Genomic DNA, 18,318 nt, shown 5'->3' with positions numbered 1-18,318 from the left:
CTCATTGGCAGAGCAGCGGCGCGTTACACATGACGCGCGGTGGCGTCGAATAAAGAAGGGGATTCCCCGGCCTGCCTGTACCAAGGTCCCCGAAACTGGGATTGCCTTAGCATATGCAGGGCGTGTGCCAATTTTATTACCGGAGCGGGAAGGCGCTATTTCGCTGGGTTTGAGGCCCGTGGGCGAGGGCTGCGGCGCCAGTTGCGGCGCCACGGTGCACCAGCGTGCAGCGTGATGCACCGATGACGCACCACGCTGTTCTAGGACGCTGGATGGTTGCTCAGCGTGGCAGCAGTTTCAGCGTGCCCTGGCTGTTGGCTTTGACGTCGGCATCGCTCAGGTGCTGTGGCTGATACTTGCCGGCCACATGGGGCGCCGCCTGATCGCCGTAATGCGCGTCGAACGGCACGCCGCTCTGGCCGACGGGAATGCCGCCCAGCGCCTTGTCGGCATCGGCCAGATCGACCAGTCGTCGGGTCGATGGGCCATAGACCACGGGCCAGGGCGCCGGGCCAACCTTGTGCGAGAGGTTGTTCGGTGTTTCATGGCCGCCTGGTGCGGCAAACGGGCCGACGTTCAGCAGCCAGGTCAGCGGCTGCTGCTGACCAAGTGCGTGCTGATGCGTGAGGGTATGACCGCGGCCCCAGTTCCAGGCATCGACATCATTGCCGAGCACGCTGAGTAGATGCGTCAGGCTGGCGCGCCAGGCGTCGGCGACGATCTGTGCGCGGCTTTCGCGTTGCTCGCTGCCCTGGCGATTCCACCAAGGCGAGTCGGCATTGGCGGTCAGGCGTGGCAGGGCAGTGTCGAGCACGCGGGTTTGCAGCAGGCTGTCGAAGAACACCTCACCCAGCTCGTCGGCCATGGCTTCGCGGGCAAGCTGATAGGTCAGCTGATTGAACAGGGTGGCGGCCACGGAATCGAGTGTGTGGTCGCCATTCCACTTGGCCAGTTGTTCCGCCAGTGCGCGCTCCTCATCGGTCGTCGCCGCCGCTCGCAGCTCGTCGAGGATCGGCGCCAGCAGGCGCGGGCCATAGCCAGTACCGGGGTCGAGCTGCAGCGCCTGGCTGTTCTGCGTATCCCACTTCACCGAGGCGTCGCTCAGGCGCTGGTTCAGGCGCTGACCGCGATCAGGCAGGTTGTAGTAACCGGGAATTTCGATGCCGCTGGCCGGCACGGGCTGGTAGTTGGCCGAGAGGATGTAGCCGCGCTCCGGGTTCTCTTCCTGCGGGTTGGCGCTGAAGGGGTGATAGCCGAGCTTGTCCGCTTCATCGCTGGCGCCATCGAGAATGAAGGTCGGATTGACCCCGGCCGGGCGCAGCGGCAGCTTGGCGGCGGCCCACCAGCCAATATCGCCGCTGGCACTGGCCCAGAGCACATTGAGGCCGGGCGCTTCGATCTTCTCGACGGCGGCGCGGGCCTTGTCCAGGCTGTCGGCGCGGCCCAGTTGGTAGAAGGCGTCGAGCATCGGGTTGTCGGTTTCGAGGAAGGCCCACCACATGGCGATCGGCGTGTTGCCGCTGGTCTGGCCCAGGGCATCGTTGATGATCGGCCCGTGCGGCGAGCGGCGCAGGGTAATCTGCACCGGCTTGGCACCTTTGACCCGGATGGTTTCCGTACGCTGTTCGAGGTCGACCCAGTTGCCCTGGTACCAGACCTGGTTGGCGTTATCCGGATTGACGCGCTCGGCGATCAGGTCGAGGTCGTCGTTCTGGAACATGGTCAGGCTCCAGGCGAAGTCGCGATTGTGGCCGAGCATGGCGCTGGGGATCAACGCGTGGTGGTAGCCATACAGTTCATAGCCGGGCGCCTGCAGGTGCGCCTCGTACCAGACCGCCGGCAGCGAGAAGCGAATATGCGGGTCACCGGCCAGCAGTGGCTTGCCGCTGGCGGTGCGGCTGCCGGAAACAGCCCAGGCGTTGCTGCCCTCGAACTGTGGCAGGCCGGTGCCCTCCAGGGCGTTGTTGCTGAGTTGAGCGAGGGCGGAAAGATCCTGCCAGTCGCCTGCGGCCAGGGAGGTGCCGAGCACGCCCTGCGGATGCCAGTCGAGATCGAACAACTCGAGATAGTCCGCACCCAGGGCGTCACGGATATGGGTCATCACCGGTTCGGTGCGCAGGGCCGCGGCGAAGCTGTAGGCCATGTAGCCAGCGATGCTGAGCGTATCGGCCATGGTGAAAGGGCGTGGCTCGATGCCCAGCAGGTCGAACTCCAGCGGACCTGGGCGGCTGGCCTGGTACTGGTTGACCCCCTCGAGATAGTGCTGCAGCGCCTGGGTGGACGGACTGTTGGCTTCCAGGCTGGCGGCGTAGGCATCGGCGTGGCGGCCTATTTCCAGGGTGCGGAACAGGCGGTCGGTGGGCACCAGCTTTTCTCCGAGCACTTCGGCCAGTTCGCCGCGCGCCAGGCGCCGCAGCAGCTCCATCTGGAACAGGCGATCCTGGGCGTAGACGAAACCGAGGGCGCGGTACATGTCCGCTTCATTCTCGGCGCGGATGTGCGGCACGCCGCGTTCGTCGTAATCGACCGTGACCGGCGCCTGCAGCGCGCCGAGTACCAACTCGCCATCGCGTTGCGGTTGCTTGTCATGCAGATACCAGGTCAGGCCGCCAGCAGCGGCTGCAATCACCAGCGCAAGGGCGGTCAGGGAACGTTTCATCCAGCGATCCTTATTGTTGTGGGGCAAGCGTGCGCGCATTTTGCTCAGACGCGTGGGTGGCGGCATTGACCATATGCCTCAATACTGAAAGTCTATGGTCAATAGTTGCCAGAAATCGCCATGGTCGATAACGCCTTCGTCGCCCTCACTCACTCCTCGACCCTGCGTCGGCTGCTCTACGAGGCCCTGGCGGCGCTGGGGCTCGATCCTACCGACACCTATCGCCGCGCCTACGCCGGCGTACCGCTGGCTGCGCCGCTGCTGGAAGCACGTGAGGAACACGACAACGCCCCGCGCTTCTGGCAGGCGCTGGAGGGCATCAGCGGTGACGCCGATATCGGCCTGCACCTGGGCGAGGTCATGCAGCCACGGCCGATGGATGTAGTCAGCTACCTGCTGCTGGCGGCTCGGGATCTGCGTCAGGGCTTGCAAGCCTTCGTGCGCTTCCAGCACATCCTCTCCGGCGGTTTTGCCGCGCGACTGCAGGAGCAGGGAGACGAGGCGCACCTGGTGATCGATCTCAACTATCGCCAGGTTGGCTCGCTACGTCAGCAGATGGAGTGCCTGGCCGTGCTGCTGAGCAAGATGCTGGCGTCGGCCGCTGGCGGCGAGTTGCCATTGATAGGCGTCGAGTTTCGCCACCGAGCGCCGCGCAAGCTTGCCGAGCATCGCCGCCTGCTCGGCGTCGAGCCGCGCTTCTCGCGCCCCCACGACGTGCTGATCCTGCCGCGTGCGCTGCTCTCGCGGCCTTCGCGCAGCGCCAGCCCGCGATTGTTCGAGGTGCTCAGCGAAGAAGCCGAGAAGCAGTTGGCAGGGTTGGTGGAGAACCAGTTGCTGGCGCGGGTGCGCTACTGGCTGGAGGTCAACCTGGGGGGTACGACCTGCAGTCTGGAGGCCTGCGCACTGGCGCTGGGCAGCAATCGCGGTGCCTTGCAGCGTTCGCTGAGCGAGCAGGGCAGCAGCTTTCGCGCACTGCACGACGAGGTGCGGCGCCTGCGCGCGCTACGCCTGCTGGATCAGGGCGTGGGCGTACGCGAGGTGGCGCGGGCCTGCGGTTTCGCCGAGCTGTCACCGTTCTACCGCGCCTTTCGTCGCTGGCAGGGCGGGACGCCGCGCGGTCTGGTATCGCGCCACGGATCGACTGGCGATTGAAGAGCGTTCGTAGGGTGGGTTAGCGACGCTGGAGGAGGATCGACAAACGCCGCGGAGGTGGTGCGTCGCGTAACCCACCAGGCGGTGGCTCGTATTGCGCCGATGGTGGGTTACGCCGCGTCAAACAGGGCTAATCGACCGGTAAGCGCGACAGGCGGCTAACCCACCCTAGGGTTGCTCGGGCCTCGTCAGTTGCTGGTCGGCGCGGACCATTCACAGAAGCAGCCCACCGCCAGGGTGTTGCTGGCGTCGACCCGGCGCCCTGCGGCCAGGGCTTCGAGAATCGGCTCGATGAAGCTGTTGCTCGAGTTGCAGACCAGGCCTTCGCTGTAAGGCCCGAAGTAGGCCAGCTGGCCCTGTTTGTCCCAGATTGCCACCGCGGGGCTGGCTGGCAGGTTGGTGCTGCCGGGCAGCTCATCGATGGGTTGCAGTGCGGCCAGTTCGGCGGGCAGGCGGCCCTGGCTGCCGGGCTTCTGCACGACGTGAAATTGCACACCTTGTGGCGTGTAGTGTTCGATCAGTTCGGCAAGGTGCTGCTGGTTGCCGACATTGCATGGGCAGGCCGGGTCCCAGAAATGCACCAGGCGGATCGCGCCGGGGCCGCTCAGTTCAGTGGGTAGCTGCAGTTCGGCGCCGGAGAACACCGCTGCGCGCTCGTCGAAGGTGCGCAGGTAGCGTGTTTCGAACCAGCGGTAGGCCAGCGCCATGCCGGCCAGCCAGGACAGGGCGAGCAGGGCGATGAGCAGGTTCTTGCGGGACAGGCGGAGCATGGGGAGGGCCGGGCGAAAAAGGGCGTGTAGCTTGCCACGATGCGCCGGGCAGCTGAATATCGCAGCATTCGAGGAGATGTCGTCGGGATCGTCCGCGCGCATCCTGCAACCTATGGAAAGCCCTATGTCAGAGCCGTTTCAGCCCGATCACTTGCGCCCGCTGCTGCGACCCTTGGCCGCAGCGCACCTGGAATTGCCGGCGCTGCAGGCCTATCGAAGCTTCTACGGCTTCGATCAGGCAGCGCGTTTCGCCGGGCTGGACAACCGCCTCGGCAGCTTCAATGCCGCCGGCTACCAGATCGCCGTGCAGCTGTGGGCGCCGGCCGAGCCGCAGGGCACCCTGCTGTTGCTGCACGGCTATTACGACCATATGGGCCTGTACCGACATGTGGTCGACTGGGCACTGAGCATGAATTTTGCCGTGCTCGCCTGCGACCTGCCGGGGCACGGCCTGTCCAGCGGTGCGCGCGCCAGCATCGGTGATTTTGCCGAGTATCAGCAGGTGCTGGCTGGGTTGTTCGAGCAGGCCAGCGAGCTGGGGCTGCCGCAGCCCTGGCATCTCTGTGGGCAGAGTACGGGGGGGGCGATTCTGCTGGATTATCTGCTCGCCGACGGCAAGCGCCCGGAGCTCGGGCAGAGCATTCTCCTGGCGCCACTGGTGCGGCCGCGCGCCTGGGCCTGGTCGAAGCTCAGCTATCGAATGCTCAGCCCCTTCGTTCGGGAAATTCCGCGGCGCTTCAGCGAGAACTCCAGCGACGCCACCTTCATCGATTTCGTGCACAACCTCGATCCCCTGCAGCCGCGCAGCTTGCCGACTGCCTGGGTGGGGGCATTGGCCAAATGGGTGCCGCATATCGAAGCGGCCGGGCGCAGCACGCACAGCCCGCTGATCATTCAGGGTGAGGCGGACATGACCGTGGACTGGCGCTACAACCTCGAGGTGCTGCAGGACAAGTTCCATCAGCCGCAGATTCTGCGATTGGCAGACGCCCGCCATCACCTGGCGAACGAGAACGAGACGTTGCGTAAGCACTATTTCGACTTTCTGCGCGAGCGATTGGCATAGGGCGTACTCGGCTTTGGCCTCCTGCGTCGCTCTACTTCCTGCATCCATGCAGTCGTCGCGAAGCAGTACGCCGGGACGTTGAACGTTAGGCGGGCTTTTCGCTTCGCTCCTGAGCACCGCCCTACGCGCAGGTTTGTGCCAGGACTCGGTAGGTGCCTCAGATGCCCTGCGGTGCCGGCGCCAGCTCGTTGCTGCTCATGCCTACTGCAAGGCCTGCGCGTAGCGCCTGCAGGGCGGCCTGGTAATAGGCTTTACCCGCCTCCGACTGGGCGAATTCGACGAATTGCTCCAGCTCGGGGTCGCTCAGCTCGCGATAGACGTGCAGCAGGGTGTTGTCGAGATCCTGTTCGATCTGCGCCATCAGACGCTCACGCTGGCCATTGAGCAGCCCTTGAGCCTGGCTGCCGCCGAGCAGGCCGGGAATCATCTGGCTGAGGCTGTCGGCCGCCACGCCGGCCAGCGCCAGGCTGACTTCAGCCCCCGCTTCCTTGGCCGGAATGGCCTGGGCCAGGTGACGAATCAGCAGGCGGCGAGTGGCATCGGCATCGGTGCGAGGCAGGCCGTTGGCGTATTTGGCCAATTGGTCGCTACGGGTGGCCAGCGTCTCGGCGGCGACGATCTTGCGGCCCAGCGCGGACTCGAAGAAGGCCAGCGCCGGCTGCGGGTTGGCCAGCTCCATGCCCAGGCTGTGCTGCGCGCGCTGGTCGATGGCGGCAGCGGCGAAGCGGCGATTGCTGTTATCCACCAGAGCCTGAAACACCGCCGGTGGCAGGCTGCTGCGGTAGCGTTGCTGAGCAGCGTCGAGCGCCTGGTTGAAATGTTCGCGCTGTTGCGGCCAGCCGGCAGCCTGATACAGGCGCAGGTGGTCGTCTGCCAGGGCCGGCAAGGTCAGGCCAATCAGCAACAGGGCAAACAGAACGCGCATCGAGAACTCCTTGGCAAACTTTCCTGGCCGGCCGCAGGGTGCTGCGGCCGGTTATTTTCGGTGGCTGGTGGAGGCTTGTCGAGTCACGACATGCCACTGATACAATCGCCGCCATGACCGAATCCAGCCTGCAAGACCTCTTTTCCGGCCTTATCGACGACCTTGCCAGCCAGGGCTGGTCGCAACGGGCGTTGTTCGCCCCAGAGGTTCTGACCCGCGAACTGGCCGCCGAGTGCCGTATGCGTGCACAGAACGGCGAACTCAATGCCGCCAGCGTTGGTCGTGGGGGCATGCAGCAGGTGCAGGAAGGGATTCGCGGCGATCGCATCCAATGGCTGGAACCTGGGCAGAGCCAAGCCTGTGACCAGTATCTGCAATTGATGGACGGTTTGCGTCAGGCGCTCAACCAGTCGCTCTATCTGGGGCTCGAAGACTATGAATGCCACTTCGCCTGCTATGCACCGGGGGCCTTCTATCAGCGTCATCTTGATCGCTTTCGCGATGACGACCGCCGCACGGTGTCGGCGGTGTTCTATCTGAACGAGGACTGGAAGGCCGAGCAGGGCGGGGCGTTGCGCCTGTATCTGGCCGATGGCCGGGAGCATGACGTACTGCCCCAGGCGGGCACACTGGCGCTGTTTCTATCTTCCGAGATGCCTCACGAAGTGCTGCCGGCCACCCGCGAGCGACTGTCATTGACCGGCTGGTTCAGGCGTCGAGGTGGCGCGGTACTCTGAGGCCTGCGGGCTGTCTGGCGACAGTCATGGAGAGGACGATGCAGAAGATATTGGTCAGCCGCTGCCTGCTCGGGCATCGGGTGCGTTATGACGGCGGTGCTCACGACCCTTTCGATCAACTGCAGAGGTGGCTGGATGAAGGACGAGTGGTGGCGCTGTGCCCGGAGGTGGCCGGTGGCCTGCCGACGCCACGTCCGCCTGCGGAAATTCGCGATGGACAGGGTGGTGCGGTGTTGGATGGTCGGCTGCCAGTACTGACGATCGAGGGCGAGGATGTCACGGCTGCGTTCGTCGAAGGCGCCGAACAGGCGCTGGCGCTGGTGCGCGAGCACGACATCCGCCTGGCACTGCTGAAGGCGCGCAGCCCTTCGTGTGGCAATCTGGAAAACTACGACGGCAGTTTCAGTGGCGTGCGAGTGCCGGGCGAAGGGGTCACTGCTGCCCTGCTGAAACGAGCCGGGGTGAAGGTGTTCAACGAAATGCAGTTGGACGAAGCAGCAGCCGAATTGGCGCGCTTGGAGCAGGATTGAGGTAGCCCGGATGCAATCCGGGGCACGGTGGTGCGCGCGGTGTACCCTACGGAATGAGAAAGGGAGGCCGAAGCCTCCCTTTTTTTGCTGCTGCGCTGCGTTAGAACAGGACGCGGCTGCGAATGGTGCCGTTGACGTGCTGCAGCTTCTCCAGCGCCAGGTCGGAGTACTCGGCGTCGACGTCGATCACCACGTAGCCGACCTTGTCGTTGGTCTGCAGGAACTGGCCGGAGATGTTAATGCCGTTGTCGGCGAACACCTTGTTGATTTCGCTCATCACGCCCGGAATGTTCTCGTGGATGTGCAGCAGGCGGTGTTTGCCCGGATGCGCCGGCAGGGCCACTTCAGGGAAGTTGACCGAGGACACCGAGGTGCCGTTGTCGCTGTACTTGACCAGCTTCTCGGCCACTTCCAGGCCGATGTTGGCCTGCGCTTCGGCGGTGGAGCCACCGATGTGCGGGGTCAGGATCACGCGATCCAGGCCGCGCAGCGGGCTCTCGAACTCTTCGTCGTTGGACTTGGGTTCGACCGGAAACACGTCGATGGCCGCGCCGATCAGGTGCTCGTCCTTGATCGCCTGGGCCAGGTGATCCAGCTCGACCACGGTACCGCGCGCGGCGTTAATCAGGATGCCGCCCTTCTTCATGGCGCGGATTTCCTTCTCACCGATCATCCACTGGGTGGACGGCAGCTCCGGCACGTGCAGGGAGACGATGTCGCACAGGCCCAGCAGCTCGTAGAGGTCACCGATCTGCGTGGCGTTGCCCAGTGGCAGCTTGGTCACGGTGTCGTAGAAGAACACCTGCATGCCGAGGGCCTCGGCCAGTACCGAGAGCTGGGTGCCGATGGAGCCGTAGCCGACGATGCCCAGCTTCTTGCCGCGGATCTCGAAGGAGTTGGCCGCCGACTTGATCCAGCCGCCACGGTGGCAGGAGGCGTTCTTCTCGGGGATGCCGCGCAGCAGCAGGATGGCCTGGGCCAGCACCAGCTCGGCCACCGAGCGGGTATTGGAATAGGGCGCGTTGAACACGGCGATACCGCGCTCGCGGGCGGCGTCCAGGTCGACCTGGTTGGTGCCGATGCAGAAGCAGCCGACGGCGACCAGTTTCTTCGCGCAGTCGAACACGTCAGCGGTCAGCTGGGTGCGCGAGCGAATACCGATGAAGTGCGCATCGGCGATCTTTTCTTTCAGCTCTTCGCCTGACAGCGCGCCCTTGAGGTACTCGATGTTGCTGTAGCCGGCGGCCTTCAGAGTGTCCACGGCATTCTGGTGGACGCCTTCGAGAAGAAGGAACTTGATCTTGCTCTTGTCGAGAGAGGTCTTGCTCATCGGAGTACCTGTTGTCCCAGGGATGTTGGCAGGGAAGGGCCGAGAAACTCAGCCAGCGCCCGTAGATCGCTGCATGGCTCGATTCACGGGGTGCGTATGCTAGCATGTTCGCCTTTTTCAATGCTCGGTTGCGACCTGAATGGTTCTCAGGGCGACCATGAATCCTTTGAGAGTTCCGTAGATGACCACCCCTGCCCAGATCGAAGAGCTGAAGACCCTGGTTGAACCCGGCAAGGTACTGACCGACGCCGATTCCCTCGAGGCCTATGGCAAGGACTGGACCAAGCATTTCGCCCCGGCGCCTTCGGCCATCGTCTTCCCCAAGAGCATCGAGCAGGTGCAGGCCATCGTGCGTTGGGCCAACGCGCACAAGATTGCCCTGGTGCCGTCCGGCGGCCGTACCGGCCTCTCGGCCGCAGCGGTAGCGGCCAACGGCGAAGTGGTGGTGGCGTTCGACTACATGAACCAGATTCTCTCGTTCAACGAATACGACCGTGCAGCGGTATGCCAGCCCGGCGTGGTGACCAAGCAGCTGCAGCTGTTCGCCGAGGAGAAAGGCCTGTATTACCCGGTTGACTTCGCTTCCTCGGGCTCCAGCCAGATTGGCGGCAACATCGGCACCAATGCCGGCGGGATCAAGGTGATTCGCTACGGCATGACCCGCAACTGGGTGGCCGGACTGAAGGTCGTGACCGGTACCGGTGAATTGCTGGAGCTGAACAAGGACCTGATCAAGAACGCCACCGGTTACGACCTGCGCCAGCTGTTCATCGGCGCCGAAGGCACCCTGGGCTTTGTGGTCGAAGCGACCATGCGCCTGGATCGCGCGCCGAAGAACCTCACCGCGATGGTGCTCGGCACCGCTGATTTCGACTCGATCATGCCGGTGTTGCACGCCTTCCAGAGCAAGCTTGACCTGACCGCGTTCGAGTTCTTCTCCGACAAGGCACTGGCCAAGGTGCTCGGTCGTGGCGACGTGCCGGCGCCGTTCGAAAGCGAATGCCCCTTCTATGCTCTGTTGGAATTCGAAGCCAGTACCGAGGAAGTGGCCAACTTGGCGCTGGAAACCTTCGAGTACTGCGTCGAGCAGGGCTGGGTGGTCGACGGCGTGATGAGTCAGAGCGAGCAGCAGCTGCAGAACCTGTGGAAGCTGCGCGAATACATCTCCGAAACCATCAGCCACTGGACGCCGTACAAGAACGACATCTCGGTCACCGTCAGCCAGGTGCCGGCCTTCCTCAAGGATATCGATGCCATCGTCGAAGCCAATTACCCGGATTTCGAGGTGGTATGGTTCGGCCATATCGGTGACGGCAACCTGCATCTGAATATCTTGAAGCCCGAGAACCTGTCCAAGGACGAGTTCTTCGCCAAGTGCGCGGTGGTCAACCAGTGGGTGTTCGAGACCGTGCAGAAGTACAACGGCTCGATCAGCGCCGAGCATGGCGTGGGCATGACCAAGCGCGACTACCTGCACTACAGCCGCAGCGAGGCGGAGATCGCCTGCATGAAAGCGGTCAAGGCGGTGTTCGATCCCAATGGCATCATGAACCCCGGCAAGATCTTCGCCTGAAAGCTACTGCGCTCGGCCATGCTGCGTTGGCGAAGTCGGGAAAAATGCTCATTGGCACCAGCCAACTCCGCTTTTTCCCGACCCCGCCGCCTTGCCTGACCTACGCTCGTGACGCTTTCGAATGTGAATCTGATTTGGAGAGGCAACGATGAGCTATCAGCACCAGTACGTCGACGGAACCACCGTCCACTTCCCCCTCGGCAAGGTCGTTTGCATTGGCCGCAACTACGCCGAGCATGCCAAGGAACTGAATAACCCGGTGCCCAGCGAACCCTTGCTGTTCATCAAACCGGGTTCCTGTGTGGTGCCGCTCGATGGCGGTTTTGCCATTCCTGAAGAGCGTGGCTCGGTGCATTACGAGGCGGAGATCGCCGTGCTGATCGGCAAGCCGCTGTCGAAGAAACCGGACGCTGAGGAAGTGCGTGACGCCATCAGCGGCTTCGCCCCGGCGCTGGATCTGACCCTGCGCGACGTGCAGGCCAAGCTCAAGGAGAAGGGCTATCCCTGGGAAATCGCCAAGAGTTTCGACGGCGCCTGCGTGCTGGCGCCCTTCGTGCCCGGCGATGCCATCGAGGACCTGGCCGATATCGGCATTCGCCTGGTGATCAACGGTGAAACCCGCCAGGACGGCAACAGCCGCGACATGCTCAACCCCATCGTCAGCATGATCCAGCACATGGCCGGGCACTTCGCCTTGCAGCCGGGGGACGTGATCCTCACCGGCACGCCCGTCGGTGTTGGTGCGCTGAGCAAGGGCGATGAGTTGGTGCTGGAGTTGGTCGGTCACAGTAGTTTCACCAGTACCGTGCTATAAGCTCTGACCGCCGCCTCTCATCAGGCGGCGGAACTCCTCCAGACATCGGATGTCGGATCGCCATCAAGCAGCCGAGCCGTCGCCGATGCCCTCCCTCCGTTCCCGCCTTTCTCGCCCCCGTTACTGGTTGTCCGGCATAGCCGTGCTGGCCGTGATCACGGTCGTAAAAACCCAGCATTTGGATGATCGCGCCCTGCTCTGGTGGCAGGAGGGGCGTACGCCGTTGGTCGAGCGCCTGTCCAGCGTCTGGCTGCCTGGCTACCGTGCGGTGATTCAGGCCAAGGCGTTGTCTGGTCTGGAACGAGATGAAACCTCGGGGCTGACCTACAACCCGGTAACCGGCACTCTCTTCACCGTCACGGGCAAGAATCCCCTGCTGGTGGAACTCTCGCGTGAGGGTGAGGTGTTGCGGCGTATTCAGTTGAAGGGCTTCTCTGATCCGGAAGCGGTGGAGATGATGGACAACGGGCGCATGGCCATCGTCGATGAGCGTCGGCGTCAGCTCACCACCTTTACCCTGCATGACGATGACCTGGAGCTGGATGCGGCCGATTTCCCCGGCTTCGACTTGGGCTTTGCCGAATCGGGTAACAAGGGCTTCGAAGCCGTTGCCTGGGATGCGCGCAGCAGCAGCCTGATGCTAGGCAAGGAGCGTAGCCCGATGGGCTTGTTCAGCCTGCCTTTTCCTGGCGAGGATGGTGCTGCTGGCGTGATGCAGCCTTTCAACTACGGCAATCTGGGAATGCGCGATATTTCTTCGCTGAGTATCGATTCGCGTACCGGTCACGCACTGGTGCTGTCGGATGAGTCGCGCATGCTGCTGGAGCTGGATCGTAGCGGTCACCCGGTCAGCTTTCTCAGCCTTACCGGCGGTCTCAACGGTCTGGAACAAGGCATCAAGCAGGCCGAGGGCGTGACCATGGACGAAGAAGGCAATATCTATATCGTCGCCGAGCCCAATCTTTTTTACGTATTCAGCAAGGCGCAGCCGGATCCCAGTTGAGTGGAGTGGCGGATTCAGTTTGGCTTAAGCCGCGATTCAGTCTGGCTTCAGCTAGCGGCACTAATCTGAGCCCGTCACTTACGAACAACGAGGTTCACACCATGAAACGTACCGCTCTCGCTCTGATGGTTCTGCCGCTGCTCAGCTCCGCTGCTTTCGCCACCGGTTACACCGGCCCTGGCGCCACCCCGCAGGTCACCACCGTGGCTGCTGCACTGGAGGCTGCTGACGACACCCATGTTGTTCTGGAAGGTCAGATCGTCAAGCGCCTGCAGGACGAACTCTACGAGTTCAAGGACGCCACCGGCACCATCCAGGTCGAAATCGACGACGAAGACTGGCCGGGCCAGAAAGTCTCTGAAACCGCCAAGGTGCGCCTGACCGGTGAAGTCGACAAGGACTTCAACAGCCGCGAGATCGATGTCGATCGCGTCGAGCTGATCAACTGATCGCGATTTCACCGCTGCCCGCCACGCTAAGCCCGTGGCGGGCTTTTCTGTGGTAGTCAGAGAAATTCATCATGCGTCGTTTGCTCTCCATAAACCCCTGGCTCTATCTGCTGTTCTTCGTCTTGTTGCTTGGCGCCGTGTTGGGCCAGCAGTATCGGCTGTTCGAGCGAGCCTGGTTCTCCGTGCAGGAGTGGCAGCATGGTGCGCAGTGGCGCGATCAGTCGCTGTGGCTGGGCGACTACCGCGTGGTGATCGAAGCCAAGCCCATTGCCGATATCAGCGATGTGTCGGCGCTGACCTATGATCCGGATCGCCGCAGCCTGTTCAGCGTCACCAACAAGCCGGCCAAGGTGATCGAGATCAGCCTGCAGGGCGAACTCAAGCGCACCATCGATCTCGAAGGTTTTGGTGATCCCGAGGCCATCGAATATGTGGCGCCCGGCACCTATGTGATTGCCGATGAGCGCGAGCAGCGCCTGGTCAAGGTGCGCATCGACGATGCCACGCGCGCGCTTGATGCAGCCGACTTCCAGCAACTTTCCCTGGGTATCGGGCGCAACGGTAACAAGGGCTTTGAGGGTTTGGCCTACGATGCGAAGAATCAGCGTCTGCTGGTGGCCAAGGAGCGCGATCCGGTGCGCATCTTCGAGGTGCTCGGCTTCCCTCATGTCGACGAAAGCAAGCCACTGGCGCTGCAGGTCAATACCGATCCAAAGCGCGATGCGCGCTTGTTCGTGCGCGACCTTTCCAGTCTCGACTTCGATACGGCGACCGGCCATCTGTTGGCGTTGTCGGATGAGTCGCGCCTGGTGATCGAACTCAATGCCGAAGGCAAACCGATCAGTACATTGTCGCTGTTACGTGGCCAGCATGGCCTGCAGCGCAGCGTGCCGCAGGCCGAGGGGGTGGCGACGGATGACGACGGCAACCTGTACCTGATCAGTGAGCCGAACCTGTTCTATGTGTTCAGGAAGCAGGGCGACTAACTCGTCTGGTCGTCGATCACCGCGCTCGGTGCATTTTTTTGCACCGACTCGATGCCGCTCTTGCAGCTGGCGGCGCTGGCATACATCTGGCTTTGCCCGACCACCTGGCCGTTGGTGGCCATGAGCAGGAAGTAGTGTTTGTCGTTGCTCGAGGTCTTGGTCTCGAAGGCGCCCTCGCGTTGTGAGTTCTTCCTCACCGACTCGATGCCGTTAAGCGCCGAGTCCTTGGCTTTGTACATCTCACTGCTGAGGATGACCTGGCCATTGGTCGCCAGCAGGTTGAAGTGGAACTGGCCGTCTTTGGCCTTCTTCAGCTCGAACTTTCCAGACATGTTCATTTCTCCCCGAGCACTCGGCGGTATGCCGCAGCGATGTTCAGCAAGCGTAGTTCATCAATGCGAGTGGCTCTTGCCGACATGGGTATGGCCATCGTCCGGTAGCGGTTGCACACCGCCGCTGACGTTGAGCTGGCGCAGGATGCCGCAGTCTTCCGCCTCCTTGGGGCCGTTGCAACGGTCGCGCAACTCGGTGAGTTGATCACGTAGCGCCTGCAGACTGTCGATGCGCGCCTGAACATGCTCGATATGTTCGTCCACCAGGCTGTTGATGCCGGCGCAGCTCTCGTGGGGCAGGTCGCGCAGGGCCAGCAGTCGTTGAATCTCTTCCAGGGTCATGTCCAGCGTCCGGCAATTGCGGATGAACACCAGACGTTCCAGATGCTGGGCGCCGTACAGGCGGTAGTTGCCTTCGCTACGTGCGGGCGCCGGCAGCAGACCTTCGCGTTCGTAGTAGCGTACGGTCTCTACCTGGCAGCCGGCCTTTTTCGCCAATTCTCCGATTTTCATGGGATCGCTCCGTGAGTGCTTGACCCTATAGTGACTACAGGGTGTGTACTCGGCAACAGAGACCTGACGGAGATTTGCCATGAGCCGCTGCTGCGATCACTCGCACCAACAGCCACCTGCTCACCCTGAGCATGCCCACGATCACACTGGACACAATCACGAGGCCGTGCCGCAGCCAGCGGACGCTGCGCTGACGGGCGCGTGCAATACCCGTATACGCATCGAGCAGATGGATTGCCCCACGGAAGAGCGCCTGATTCGCGACGCGCTGGGTCGCCTGCCTGGCGTGGCCGGTCTGCATTTCAATCTGCTGCAGCGCGTGCTCACCGTCAGCCATGACGAAGGCATGCTGGCGCAGGTGCTGCCGGCCATCCGCGCGCTGGGGTTCACCCCGCAGGTCGAAGATGATCGCACTGCGCAGCAGCCGGCTGCTGCACCGGCGAAAAAGCCCTGGTGGCCACTGGTACTGGCTGGTGGGGTGGCAACCGCTTCGGAAGTCGTGCATTTCGCCGGGCTTGGCCCCGACTGGCTGGTGGCACTGCTCGCCGTTGCCGCCATTCTGATGTGCGGGCTGAACACCTACAAGAAGGGCTGGATCGCCCTGAAGAACCGCAACCTCAATATCAATGCCCTGATGAGCATCGCCGTGACCGGCGCGGTGCTGATCGGCCAGTGGCCGGAAGCGGCGATGGTGATGGTCCTGTTCACCCTGGCCGAATTGATCGAGGCGCGTTCGCTGGATCGGGCGCGCAATGCCATCCGCAGCCTGATGGATCTGGCGCCGCCGCGCGCCACCGTGCAGCAGGTCGATGGCAGTTGGCGGGAGTTGGACGTGCAGGCTATCGGGCTGGGCGCGGTGGTGCGGGTGCGTCCTGGCGAGCGCATCAGCCTCGATGGTGAGGTGGTCGGCGGCAGCTCGACGGTCAATCAGGCGCCGATCACCGGGGAAAGCCTGCCGGTGGAAAAACGTGTGGGCGACGCGGTGTTCGCTGGCACTATCAACGAGGCGGGCTCGCTGGAGTTTCGCGTAAGCGCGGCAGCACGTGACACCACGCTGGCGCGCATCATCCATGCGGTGGAGGAGGCGCAGGGCTCGCGCGCGCCGACTCAGCGCTTCGTCGACCGGTTCTCGCGCATCTATACCCCGGTGGTCTTCGCCTTCGCCCTGGCGGTCGCCGTGCTGCCGCCGCTGGTCATCGGTGGCGCCTGGCTCGACTGGGTCTACCGCGCCCTGGTGCTGCTGGTGGTGGCCTGCCCCTGCGCGCTGGTGATTTCCACGCCGGTGACCATCGTCAGCGGCCTGGCGGCCGCCGCACGCAAGGGCATCCTGATCAAGGGCGGCGTCTATCTGGAGAACGGCCGGCACCTGGCTCTGCTGGCGCTGGACAAAACCGGCACGCTGACCCATGGCAAACCGGTGCAGACCGACAGCCTTCACTTGCTGGAAGTGGATGAACCGCTGCACGTCGCCTGGGCGGCGAGCCTGGCCGCGCGCTCGGATCACCCGGTTTCCAGGGCGTTGGCCCAGCGTGGCGAAGAGCAGGGGCAGGCGTTGCACGATGTCGAGGATTTCGAGGCACTGCCAGGGCGGGGTAGCAAAGGTCGGATCGAGGGCACGCTTCTCTATATAGGTAACCACCGCCTGGTCGAAGACCTCGGACTGTGCTCTGCGCAGTTGGAAGAGCGCCTCGAGGCACTGGAGCGCCAGGGCAAGAGCGTGGTGGTGCTGTGCGACGAACAGCGCGCGCTGATGCTCTTCGCCGTGGCCGACACGGTGCGCCAGAGCAGTCGCGAGGCGGTCGCCGAACTTCACGAACTGGGTGTACGCACCTGCATGCTCAGCGGTGACAACGCCCATACCGCCGCGGCCATTGCCGAACAGGTCGGTGTCGACGAGGCACGCGGCGACCTGTTGCCAGCCGACAAGCTGGCCTGGGTCGAGGCGCGTCAGGCACAGGGCAGGGTGGTCGGCATGGTCGGCGACGGCATCAACGATGCGCCAGCCCTGGCCAAGGCCGAGATCGGCTTTGCCATGGGCGCCGCCGGCACCGACACGGCCATCGAGACGGCAGATGTCGCACTGATGGACGACGATTTGCGCAAGATTCCGGCCTTCGTTCGCCTGTCGCGGCAGACCCACGCCATCCTGGTACAGAACATCGTCCTGGCCCTGGGCATCAAGGCGACCTTCCTGGCCCTGACCCTGGCGGGCGAGGCGACCATGTGGATGGCGGTGTTCGCCGATATGGGCGTGAGCCTGATGGTGGTGTTCAACGGCCTGCGCCTGCTGCGCAAATGAAGGAGGGCGATATGAACATGAAACTGCAAGCCGCCATCGACGAGGCTTTCGCTCAGGCGCAACAAGAACTGCGTGCTCGCCGCAGCGCCGAAGCATTGGTCTGGCTGGAGCGGGCGCACATCCTTACCCAGCGTCGCCCATGGCTACATGCACGTTCACATTACTTGATGCTGTGGGCCGGCTGGCAACAAGGGGATATGCGTGAGGTGCTTGGGCAAATGCCGCGCATCCTGGCGGCGCTGCTGTTCTCGCGCATCTGGGTGCCCATCGGCAACACCGGGCGGGCACGGGTCAGTGCCTTTCAACCCATGCCGATCAGCGAGGAACTGCGCCGCCTGCTCGAGTAGGCGGTGCATTGACAGGCTCCGTAGCCCGGATGAAATCCGGGACATTCCGCTGAGTCTGCCCCGGATTTCATCCGGGCTACGGTTTAACGCTTGAGCGTTTTCACGCCGTCGGCGGTGCCGAGCAGCAGCAGGTCGGCCGGGCGGGCGGCGAACAGGCCATTGGTGACCACACCGACGATGGCGTTGATGTCCGCTTCCAGCTTCACCGGGTCGGTGATCGACAGGTTATGTACATCGAGGATGACGTTGCCGTTATCGGTCAGCACGCCTTCGCGGTACACCGGGTCACCGCCCAGCTTCACCAGCTCGCGCGCCACATGGCTGCGCGCCATCGGAATGACTTCCACCGGCAGCGGGAAGGCGCCCAGCACCGGCACCAGCTTGCTGGCGTCGGCGATGCAGATGAAGGTCTTGGCCACGGCGGCGACGATCTTCTCGCGGGTCAGCGCCGCGCCGCCGCCTTTGATCAGGTGCAGGTGTTCGTCGCTTTCGTCGGTGCCATCGACGTAGAACTCCAGCTCGGCGGTGCTGTTGAGGTCGTAGACCGGGATGCCATGGCCCTTCAGGCGGGCTGCGGTGGCTTCGGAGCTGGCGACGGCGCCATCGAAGTCCATCTTGTGCTTGGCCAGTGCGTCGATGAAGAAGTTGGCGGTGGAGCCGGTACCGACGCCAACGATGCTCTTGCTGTCGAGGCGCGGGAGAATGTGGTCGACGGCGGCCTGGGCCACGGCCTGTTTCAGCTGATCCTGGTTCATCGCGGGGGAATGCCTGGGAAGGTGGGAGGACAAGGCGCGAATTATAGCCGCAAGTGACTTGCTATAGCCGTAAATGGC

At 63.5% G+C, this 18,318-nt stretch carries 18 protein-coding genes; 11 read left to right on the top strand and 7 right to left on the bottom strand.

Annotation, left to right across the window (positions count from 1 at the left end):
* Positions 1 to 280 precede the first annotated feature (280 nt).
* Entirely contained in the window at positions 281 to 2,659 is a 2,379-nt protein-coding gene (locus JWV26_RS08195; protein WP_206418788.1) for a penicillin acylase family protein, read from the bottom strand.
* Positions 2,660 to 2,779: 120 nt separating this feature from the next.
* Between JWV26_RS08195 and JWV26_RS08190 the strand changes: the two genes are divergently transcribed.
* Positions 2,780 to 3,811, top strand: coding sequence for an AraC family transcriptional regulator (locus JWV26_RS08190; RefSeq protein ID WP_206418787.1), 1,032 nt, complete (start codon positions 2,780 to 2,782; stop codon positions 3,809 to 3,811).
* Positions 3,812 to 3,999: 188 nt separating this feature from the next.
* On the opposite strand, the gene JWV26_RS08185 is transcribed toward JWV26_RS08190, so the two are convergent.
* Complete coding sequence (locus JWV26_RS08185) at positions 4,000 to 4,581, bottom strand: DUF6436 domain-containing protein (RefSeq protein WP_072425063.1); 582 nt, start codon at positions 4,579 to 4,581, stop codon at positions 4,000 to 4,002.
* 124 nt (positions 4,582 to 4,705) lie between these two features.
* On the opposite strand from JWV26_RS08185, the gene bipL reads away from it, so the two are divergent.
* Positions 4,706 to 5,647 carry a phospholipase BipL gene (gene bipL, locus JWV26_RS08180; RefSeq protein ID WP_206418786.1) on the top strand — a complete coding sequence of 314 codons (942 nt, stop codon included), beginning with the start codon at positions 4,706 to 4,708 and terminating at the stop codon, positions 5,645 to 5,647.
* A 157-nt stretch (positions 5,648 to 5,804) separates the two neighbouring features.
* On the opposite strand, the gene JWV26_RS08175 is transcribed toward bipL, so the two are convergent.
* Positions 5,805 to 6,572, bottom strand: coding sequence for a hypothetical protein (locus JWV26_RS08175; RefSeq protein ID WP_206418785.1), 768 nt, complete (start codon positions 6,570 to 6,572; stop codon positions 5,805 to 5,807).
* Between the two features lie 113 nt (positions 6,573 to 6,685).
* Between JWV26_RS08175 and JWV26_RS08170 the strand changes: the two genes are divergently transcribed.
* Both JWV26_RS08170 and JWV26_RS08165 read left to right on the top strand, forming a co-directional pair.
* Entirely contained in the window at positions 6,686 to 7,309 is a 624-nt protein-coding gene (locus JWV26_RS08170) for a 2OG-Fe(II) oxygenase (protein ID WP_206418784.1), read from the top strand.
* 38 nt (positions 7,310 to 7,347) lie between these two features.
* Positions 7,348 to 7,839, top strand: coding sequence for a 2-thiouracil desulfurase family protein (locus JWV26_RS08165; RefSeq protein ID WP_206418783.1), 492 nt, complete (start codon positions 7,348 to 7,350; stop codon positions 7,837 to 7,839).
* Between the two features lie 100 nt (positions 7,840 to 7,939).
* On the opposite strand, the gene serA is transcribed toward JWV26_RS08165, so the two are convergent.
* A complete protein-coding gene (gene serA, locus JWV26_RS08160; protein WP_206418782.1) occupies positions 7,940 to 9,169 on the bottom strand; it encodes a phosphoglycerate dehydrogenase in 1,230 nt (409 codons plus the stop codon).
* A gap of 181 nt (positions 9,170 to 9,350) precedes the next feature.
* On the opposite strand from serA, the gene JWV26_RS08155 reads away from it, so the two are divergent.
* The 5 genes from JWV26_RS08155 (at position 9,351) to JWV26_RS08135 (ending at position 13,994) form a co-directional block, all read left to right on the top strand.
* Positions 9,351 to 10,742: an FAD-binding oxidoreductase gene (locus JWV26_RS08155; RefSeq protein ID WP_072424844.1), complete on the top strand. Its 1,392-nt coding sequence runs from the start codon at positions 9,351 to 9,353 to the stop codon at positions 10,740 to 10,742.
* Between the two features lie 148 nt (positions 10,743 to 10,890).
* Positions 10,891 to 11,556 (top strand): fumarylacetoacetate hydrolase family protein, encoded by a 666-nt coding sequence (locus JWV26_RS08150; RefSeq protein ID WP_074917518.1) that lies wholly within the window; start codon positions 10,891 to 10,893, stop codon positions 11,554 to 11,556.
* A gap of 85 nt (positions 11,557 to 11,641) precedes the next feature.
* The gene (locus JWV26_RS08145) at positions 11,642 to 12,559 is read left to right on the top strand and encodes an SdiA-regulated domain-containing protein (RefSeq protein WP_241201283.1); all 918 of its coding nucleotides are present in this window, start codon (positions 11,642 to 11,644) and stop codon (positions 12,557 to 12,559) included.
* A 101-nt stretch (positions 12,560 to 12,660) separates the two neighbouring features.
* Positions 12,661 to 13,008, top strand: coding sequence for a NirD/YgiW/YdeI family stress tolerance protein (locus JWV26_RS08140; RefSeq protein WP_072424846.1), 348 nt, complete (start codon positions 12,661 to 12,663; stop codon positions 13,006 to 13,008).
* Between the two features lie 71 nt (positions 13,009 to 13,079).
* Entirely contained in the window at positions 13,080 to 13,994 is a 915-nt protein-coding gene (locus JWV26_RS08135; protein WP_074917515.1) for an SdiA-regulated domain-containing protein, read from the top strand.
* On the opposite strand, the gene JWV26_RS08130 is transcribed toward JWV26_RS08135, so the two are convergent.
* Positions 13,991 to 14,326: a YegP family protein gene (locus JWV26_RS08130; protein WP_072424848.1), complete on the bottom strand. Its 336-nt coding sequence runs from the start codon at positions 14,324 to 14,326 to the stop codon at positions 13,991 to 13,993. The genes JWV26_RS08135 and JWV26_RS08130 overlap by 4 nt on opposite strands.
* A gap of 60 nt (positions 14,327 to 14,386) precedes the next feature.
* Complete coding sequence (cadR, locus tag JWV26_RS08125) at positions 14,387 to 14,839, bottom strand: Cd(II)/Pb(II)-responsive transcriptional regulator (protein ID WP_072424849.1); 453 nt, start codon at positions 14,837 to 14,839, stop codon at positions 14,387 to 14,389.
* Positions 14,840 to 14,918: 79 nt separating this feature from the next.
* On the opposite strand from cadR, the gene JWV26_RS08120 reads away from it, so the two are divergent.
* Both JWV26_RS08120 and JWV26_RS08115 read left to right on the top strand, forming a co-directional pair.
* A complete protein-coding gene (locus JWV26_RS08120; protein ID WP_206418780.1) occupies positions 14,919 to 17,138 on the top strand; it encodes a heavy metal translocating P-type ATPase in 2,220 nt (739 codons plus the stop codon).
* 11 nt (positions 17,139 to 17,149) lie between these two features.
* Positions 17,150 to 17,485, top strand: coding sequence for a DUF3703 domain-containing protein (locus JWV26_RS08115; protein WP_074917510.1), 336 nt, complete (start codon positions 17,150 to 17,152; stop codon positions 17,483 to 17,485).
* A gap of 83 nt (positions 17,486 to 17,568) precedes the next feature.
* Here the strand turns inward: JWV26_RS08115 and rpiA are convergent, their stop codons facing one another.
* Complete coding sequence (gene rpiA / locus JWV26_RS08110) at positions 17,569 to 18,240, bottom strand: ribose-5-phosphate isomerase RpiA (protein ID WP_206418779.1); 672 nt, start codon at positions 18,238 to 18,240, stop codon at positions 17,569 to 17,571.
* Positions 18,241 to 18,318 lie beyond the last annotated feature (78 nt).

This window comes from Ectopseudomonas toyotomiensis (assembly GCF_017167985.1).
In the GTDB taxonomy this organism is placed as follows: domain Bacteria; phylum Pseudomonadota; class Gammaproteobacteria; order Pseudomonadales; family Pseudomonadaceae; genus Aquipseudomonas; species Aquipseudomonas toyotomiensis.
The sequence above is the reverse complement of the archived record's forward strand: the minus strand, read 5'-3'. Positions and strand labels throughout refer to the sequence as shown.

What these genes read in the sequence shown, in the direction of transcription:
- JWV26_RS08195 (WP_206418788.1), bottom strand. Translation starts at nt 2,659, where the DNA reads ATGAAACGTTCCCTGACCGCCCTTGCGCTGGTGATTGCAGCCGCTGCT.
- JWV26_RS08190 (WP_206418787.1), top strand. Translation starts at nt 2,780, where the DNA reads ATGGTCGATAACGCCTTCGTCGCCCTCACTCACTCCTCGACCCTGCGT.
- JWV26_RS08185 (WP_072425063.1), bottom strand. Translation starts at nt 4,581, where the DNA reads ATGCTCCGCCTGTCCCGCAAGAACCTGCTCATCGCCCTGCTCGCCCTG.
- bipL (WP_206418786.1), top strand. Translation starts at nt 4,706, where the DNA reads ATGTCAGAGCCGTTTCAGCCCGATCACTTGCGCCCGCTGCTGCGACCC.
- JWV26_RS08175 (WP_206418785.1), bottom strand. Translation starts at nt 6,572, where the DNA reads ATGCGCGTTCTGTTTGCCCTGTTGCTGATTGGCCTGACCTTGCCGGCC.
- JWV26_RS08170 (WP_206418784.1), top strand. Translation starts at nt 6,686, where the DNA reads ATGACCGAATCCAGCCTGCAAGACCTCTTTTCCGGCCTTATCGACGAC.
- JWV26_RS08165 (WP_206418783.1), top strand. Translation starts at nt 7,348, where the DNA reads ATGCAGAAGATATTGGTCAGCCGCTGCCTGCTCGGGCATCGGGTGCGT.
- serA (WP_206418782.1), bottom strand. Translation starts at nt 9,169, where the DNA reads ATGAGCAAGACCTCTCTCGACAAGAGCAAGATCAAGTTCCTTCTTCTC.
- JWV26_RS08155 (WP_072424844.1), top strand. Translation starts at nt 9,351, where the DNA reads ATGACCACCCCTGCCCAGATCGAAGAGCTGAAGACCCTGGTTGAACCC.
- JWV26_RS08150 (WP_074917518.1), top strand. Translation starts at nt 10,891, where the DNA reads ATGAGCTATCAGCACCAGTACGTCGACGGAACCACCGTCCACTTCCCC.
- JWV26_RS08145 (WP_241201283.1), top strand. Translation starts at nt 11,642, where the DNA reads ATGCCCTCCCTCCGTTCCCGCCTTTCTCGCCCCCGTTACTGGTTGTCC.
- JWV26_RS08140 (WP_072424846.1), top strand. Translation starts at nt 12,661, where the DNA reads ATGAAACGTACCGCTCTCGCTCTGATGGTTCTGCCGCTGCTCAGCTCC.
- JWV26_RS08135 (WP_074917515.1), top strand. Translation starts at nt 13,080, where the DNA reads ATGCGTCGTTTGCTCTCCATAAACCCCTGGCTCTATCTGCTGTTCTTC.
- JWV26_RS08130 (WP_072424848.1), bottom strand. Translation starts at nt 14,326, where the DNA reads ATGTCTGGAAAGTTCGAGCTGAAGAAGGCCAAAGACGGCCAGTTCCAC.
- cadR (WP_072424849.1), bottom strand. Translation starts at nt 14,839, where the DNA reads ATGAAAATCGGAGAATTGGCGAAAAAGGCCGGCTGCCAGGTAGAGACC.
- JWV26_RS08120 (WP_206418780.1), top strand. Translation starts at nt 14,919, where the DNA reads ATGAGCCGCTGCTGCGATCACTCGCACCAACAGCCACCTGCTCACCCT.
- JWV26_RS08115 (WP_074917510.1), top strand. Translation starts at nt 17,150, where the DNA reads ATGAACATGAAACTGCAAGCCGCCATCGACGAGGCTTTCGCTCAGGCG.
- rpiA (WP_206418779.1), bottom strand. Translation starts at nt 18,240, where the DNA reads ATGAACCAGGATCAGCTGAAACAGGCCGTGGCCCAGGCCGCCGTCGAC.